6 protein-coding genes are annotated in these 4,416 nt (G+C 46.2%); 5 read left to right on the top strand and 1 reads right to left on the bottom strand.

Annotated elements, in window-relative coordinates; all coding sequences use genetic code 11:
* Nucleotides 1–4 precede the first annotated feature (4 nt).
* On the top strand, nucleotides 5–997 hold the full coding sequence (ilvC, locus tag PX484_RS23365) for a ketol-acid reductoisomerase (RefSeq protein WP_004163577.1): 993 nt from the start codon (nucleotides 5–7) through the stop codon (nucleotides 995–997).
* 96 nt (nucleotides 998–1,093) lie between these two features.
* Here the strand turns inward: ilvC and PX484_RS23360 are convergent, their stop codons facing one another.
* Entirely contained in the window at nucleotides 1,094–1,882 is a 789-nt protein-coding gene (locus PX484_RS23360) for an ECF transporter S component (RefSeq protein WP_004163578.1), read from the bottom strand.
* Nucleotides 1,883–2,185: 303 nt separating this feature from the next.
* Between PX484_RS23360 and PX484_RS23355 the strand changes: the two genes are divergently transcribed.
* The 4 genes from PX484_RS23355 to PX484_RS23340 all read left to right on the top strand — a co-directional run bounded on the left by PX484_RS23355 (nucleotide 2,186) and on the right by PX484_RS23340 (nucleotide 3,916).
* Nucleotides 2,186–2,470, top strand: coding sequence for a hypothetical protein (locus tag PX484_RS23355; RefSeq protein ID WP_287666219.1), 285 nt, complete (start codon nucleotides 2,186–2,188; stop codon nucleotides 2,468–2,470).
* A 63-nt stretch (nucleotides 2,471–2,533) separates the two neighbouring features.
* Nucleotides 2,534–3,310 (top strand): M48 family metallopeptidase, encoded by a 777-nt coding sequence (locus tag PX484_RS23350; RefSeq protein ID WP_004163580.1) that lies wholly within the window; start codon nucleotides 2,534–2,536, stop codon nucleotides 3,308–3,310.
* 44 nt (nucleotides 3,311–3,354) lie between these two features.
* Nucleotides 3,355–3,549 (top strand): hypothetical protein, encoded by a 195-nt coding sequence (locus tag PX484_RS23345; RefSeq protein WP_287767303.1) that lies wholly within the window; start codon nucleotides 3,355–3,357, stop codon nucleotides 3,547–3,549.
* Between the two features lie 190 nt (nucleotides 3,550–3,739).
* Nucleotides 3,740–3,916, top strand: coding sequence for a hypothetical protein (locus tag PX484_RS23340; protein ID WP_287767304.1), 177 nt, complete (start codon nucleotides 3,740–3,742; stop codon nucleotides 3,914–3,916).
* The last annotated feature ends 500 nt before the right edge of the window (nucleotides 3,917–4,416 follow it).

Here is a 4,416-nt window from a genome sequence, read left to right as displayed (position 1 = left end):
TTCGATGGCACGAATGTACTATGATGAGGATGCCAATTTAGATTTATTAGCGGGAAAAACGATCGCTATTATTGGTTATGGTTCCCAGGGTCATGCCCACGCATTAAATCTCAAGGATAGTGGCGTTAATGTGATTGTTGGTCTATATCCCGGCAGTAAATCGGCAATCAAAGCCAAAGAAGCCGGTATTCCGGTTTATGATGTGGCCGAAGCCGCTAAAATTGCCGACTGGATCATGATCCTCTTACCGGATGAAGTGCAGAAAACGATTTATCTCAACGAAATTGCCCCGAATTTAAGCGCAGGCAAGGTGTTATCTTTTGCCCACGGCTTTAATATTCATTTCGGTCAAGTGGTTCCCCCAGCTAACGTCGATGTGGTTATGGTCGCCCCCAAAGGACCTGGCCATCTCGTCCGTCGCACCTACGAACAAGGTCAAGGAGTCCCCTGTTTATTCGCCGTCTATCAAGATGCTACCGGCCAAGCACGCGAGCGGGCGATGGCCTACGCTAAAGGTATCGGTGGCACTCGGGCCGGGGTTTTGGAAACCACTTTCCGCGAGGAGACAGAAACCGACCTTTTTGGCGAACAGGCAGTATTATGCGGCGGTTTAAGCGCTTTAATTAAAGCTGGCTTTGAAACCCTCGTAGAAGCTGGTTATCAGCCCGAATTAGCCTATTTTGAGTGTTTACACGAGGTAAAACTGATCGTCGATCTGATCGTCGAGGGCGGTTTGGCCAAAATGCGCGATAGTATTTCCAATACAGCCGAGTACGGTGACTATACTCGTGGTCCGCGGGTGGTGACGGAAGCGACTAAGGCCGAAATGCGGAAAATCCTCGGGGAAATTCAATCGGGACAATTCGCCAGAGAGTTTGTCCTCGAAAATCAAGCAGGTAAACCGGGGTTCACCGCTATGCGTCGTCAAGAAGCAGAACATTCGATCGAAGAAGTCGGTCAAGATCTGCGGGCGATGATGAGTTGGCTAAAACGCTAGTTCGCTTTTTTTTCGGTGTCGGGTTGGACGCAACGCAGGAATTCTTCCCGTTGAGTCCGCCCCTACACCCCACACCCCAAAAGGAAAACTTTCATTTTAGTAGATCGCCTCTCTTGATTTAACCAAACCGATCGCCCGTAAACCGGCAATCACACCACAACCGATCACCATACCGACGAGGGAACGAATCAGATTTTCTATGGGAACGATCGGAATTAAAGCGATCCAGACTTCTTCTGGCCAGTTAAAAATCGAGTAGGTAATGGCGACGGCTCCTAAATGGGAGAGGCCGCTGGCGGTCCAGGTACCCCCAAAAATTCCCGCCGCTACTAGGGCTAAATTGCTACCTTTGATCCAATGAGGAAAAAGAGTCCGGGTTGGTAGGATAAATAATACCAAAGCCGACCAATCGACGAAAGCCCCGGCGATAAAGATTCGTGGCGAAATACCGTTCAGTCCGATCGCCCGGTTAGCGTAGATAAACAGGGGAATCAGAAAAATTAACGTCAATCCTAACCACCAATAACGGCGTTTTTTGCCTAAAACCATCGTTCCCGCCACAAAACTAGACAAAATCGCCCCAAAGACCGAAATAGCGGGAATTCCTGCCGTGTAGGGGGCAAGGAAAGTCCCAATTAAGGCCCCAATGCCACTAGCGATCGCTCCAGCGATCGGGCCGAGTAACCAACCCAAGAGGGGAAAAACCGCTTGACTGAGGGGCATACTACCGCCGGAAGCGAGGACAATGGAGAAGGGAATAAAAGAAAGGGTAGTGACAATGGCCGCTAAGACGACAATATAGGCGATCGGCGCCCCATCAATGGCGGCACTACTGACAGCTTCTACTTTGCGTTCTTCCCCTTCGGGGATAATATCTAGGGTCATAGTTGCAAGGGTGATTCTAACTTTTCTATCATCCTATGGTTTTATGTGCTTCGGGCAGTTAATGGCCAACGTTATAGCAGGGGATTTGAGCAAGCGGAAAGGAGGCAGTCGCTGCATCCCTACCGGTGTACGCTCCTGTGGGGAATTCCTCTGCTATATTTTTCTTAACCAAGAATCTTAATGATATTTTAAGATTTTTTAAAAAACCGCCCCTAGCTGAGATGAACGTATATCCTAGAGGGGAGCGAGTATAAATTCTTATTCCCGTTCGATCGCGCCCCAATTCTTTGGAGATCAGCACCCATGCTTACTTTGCTCCGTTCTCTGCTATTTTCCACCCTATTAAGTTTTGTTGCCCCCGTCCTCCTGGTGGGTTCGATTTTAACTGCTTTATTCGCCACCAGTCACGTCCCCGGCTTTACTTGGGTTTGTCGGGCGGGTTTTAGCCAAATCCTGCAATTTTTAACCATTTTTGGTGGCGGTTATCCCCTACAAGGAATGTTAACCATCGCTGTTACTTTTGCTTTTGTTGGCAGTTTATTCGATTTATTTAACTTTTACGTCTATCAAACCAATCGGGGACAGTAACAGACAAAGGGTGATAGGCACTGTCTAGAATGGGAATGAGGTTTTTATGGGATCGAATCGTCTATGCGCCCTATTTTCTACCGTTTTTGGCTATTAACAATCATTTCTCTGCTGCTGAGCCTGAGTATCGGGATTATCAATCCCCAAACCAGTTTCGCACTCTCGTGGATGGATTTACTTTTTCGGGGTGTGCAAGTTATTCAACTCTCCACTATTTCTCCTCAGCAGGAAGTCGCCATCGGTGGGCAGATTAATCAAGGTTTATTAGAATCAGGTAAGGTGAAACTGTCCAAAGATGCCAGAATTAACCAATATGTCCAAGAAATCGGGCAGCGATTAGCGGCAACTAGCGATCGCCCTGACCTTCCCTACACTTTTCAAGTGGTGCGCGACAATAGCATTAACGCCTTCGCTACTATGGGCGGATTTGTCTATTTACACACGGGATTGATTAAAACTGCTGATAATGAGGCCGAATTAGCCAGCGTCATTGCCCATGAAATCGGCCATATCGTCGGTCGTCATTCTATCACCCAATTACGCAATACTGCCCTCGCCCAAGGACTTCTCAGCGCGGCGGGATTAGAGACAAAAACTTGGGTACAATTGGCGGTTAATCTCGCCTACAGTTTACCAAACAGTCGCAAGGATGAATTAGAGGCGGACCGACTGGGTTTAAAGAATTTGGCCAGGGCTGGTTATGAACCCACGGCGATGATCTCCTTTATGCGAAAATTAGCACAACAGGGGGGTTCTACCCCGACAATTCTCAGCACCCATCCAGCTACAAGCGATCGCATTGTGGCACTGCAAAAACAGCTTAATTCGGTTAATAACTGAACTTCCCCCAGACATTTTGTCTAGGCTGAATTATAGATATAGCTTTGGCTGCTAGAATTAAGGCATTTCAAGACCAACCTTCCTTTTCCCATTACCAAAAAATTGAGTCTTTAGCGGGGGAAGATTGGTCTGATTTAAAATTAGACTTGTTAGATTACTTGCGCGAGTTTAGCGGTGGACGTTCCACAGAGGCTAAAATCGATATATTTCTCCACGAAAATTTAGTTAGGACTTGCTGAATAAATCTAAAAACCTTGTTGGGTAAGACTTTTAGACTTTTTGTCAATCAAAAAGTACCAAATATGGGAGTGATCGGGGGGAAAATTCAGGGACTTTTTCCCTGAAAATTAGGTAATTGACCCCCTCAAAATCGGTAAAACCCTACACCCCACACCCCACACCCCACACCCTACCCCCACGAAAAACTTTTTGCCGCAAACCCTAGTTAGAGATGCAATTAAAGTCGTTTCTGATAATTCCTATGTGCAGTCTCACCTAATTTGGCGGATAATGGATGCGGCTGCTACCGTCGATCCTAACTGGGTGATCGATCATGTACGTCCTGCTGCGGAAAAGATACTCGACGAAAAAAAGGCTGATCCCTAGGAAGAAGCAATTAAATGGCTAAAAAAAGCTCGTAATGCCTTTTATATGTCGGGAAGAATGGCAAACTTATCGGGAAAGTTTAATTAAGTAGCTGGTTATAATTAAATTAAAAATGGATTTTAGGTTCGATCCCCCCTGCCCCCCTTGATAAGGGGGGTGCCGATAGGCGGGGGGATCTGACAACTTTTAACGCCTACCTACTTAAGGAACATGGACGCAAATCGAAATTTATCGGGTTATTTAAATATCAGGATTTACAATGATTTAAGCTTGTAGCCGTCAGTTATCGGCTAAAACTGGGCTGTTTTTAGCTTGTAGAGTGGACATTGTCCTAATCTTAGGCCCAGTGACATTTCGGGGCAAAGTAGAGTATAATGGAAGATTGGTCTAAACTTATCTCCAGACTACTTATACTGAATATTCATTGTCAAAAAATATGACTGAAACTATTCGCTTTTTGATGTGTTCTCCCGATCATTACGATGTGGATTATGTGATTA

The sequence above is a fragment of the Microcystis sp. M49636_WE2 genome (assembly GCF_030065375.1).
GTDB lineage: Bacteria > Cyanobacteriota > Cyanobacteriia > Cyanobacteriales > Microcystaceae > Microcystis > Microcystis aeruginosa_C.
This window is presented reverse-complemented; position numbering and strand designations above follow the sequence as displayed.

Coding starts and splice junctions, on each gene's coding strand:
- PX484_RS23355 (WP_287666219.1), top strand. CDS start 2,186: ATGCTTACTTTGCTCCGTTCTCTGCTATTTTCCACCCTATTAAGTTTT.
- PX484_RS23360 (WP_004163578.1), bottom strand. CDS start 1,882: ATGACCCTAGATATTATCCCCGAAGGGGAAGAACGCAAAGTAGAAGCT.
- PX484_RS23350 (WP_004163580.1), top strand. CDS start 2,534: ATGCGCCCTATTTTCTACCGTTTTTGGCTATTAACAATCATTTCTCTG.
- ilvC (WP_004163577.1), top strand. CDS start 5: ATGGCACGAATGTACTATGATGAGGATGCCAATTTAGATTTATTAGCG.